Source organism: Streptomyces sp. AC627_RSS907 (assembly GCF_019049165.1).
This window is the reverse complement of record NZ_JAGMUE010000293.1, coordinates 1-595: the sequence shown is the minus strand read 5'-3', so window position 1 is coordinate 595 and position 595 is coordinate 1. Positions and strand designations below refer to the sequence as shown.

The window sequence follows — 595 nt, the reverse complement described above, 5'->3', positions numbered from 1 at the left end:
GCCCAAGGCGATCCGGACACCCGCCGGGGCGACGACCGGAACGACCGGGAAAACGACCGGAAGACCGACCGGAACGATCGGAAAGAGGACTACTGATGGAGTCGGCCGAAATCCGCCGCCGCTGGCTACGCTTCTTCGAGGAGCGGGGGCACACCGTCGTGCCGTCGGCGTCGCTGATCGCGGACGACCCGACGCTGTTGCTGGTCCCCGCGGGCATGGTGCCCTTCAAGCCGTACTTCCTCGGTGAGGTCAAGCCCCCCTTCGACCGGGCCACCAGCGTGCAGAAGTGCGTGCGCACGCCCGACATCGAAGAGGTCGGCAAGACCACGCGGCACGGCACGTTCTTCCAGATGTGCGGCAACTTCTCCTTCGGCGACTACTTCAAGGAAGGCGCCATCAAGCTCGCCTGGGAGCTGCTGACCAGCTCGCAGGCGGACGGGGGCTACGGCCTGGACCCGGAGAAGCTGTGGATCACGGTCTACGAGCAGGACGACGAGGCCGAGCGCATCTGGCGTGAGGTCATCGGCGTGCCGGCCGAGCGCATCCAGCGCCTGGGCATGGGCCCCAACTACTGGTCCATGGGCGTGCCCGGACC

Annotated in this window: 1 protein-coding gene; it reads left to right on the top strand. The window is 67.6% G+C overall.

Annotated elements, in window-relative coordinates:
• Positions 1-95: 95 nt before the first annotated feature.
• Positions 96-595, top strand: a 500-nt coding sequence (locus KUM32_RS35355) for an alanine--tRNA ligase-related protein (protein ID WP_254406615.1), incomplete at its 3' end; no start/stop codon positions are given.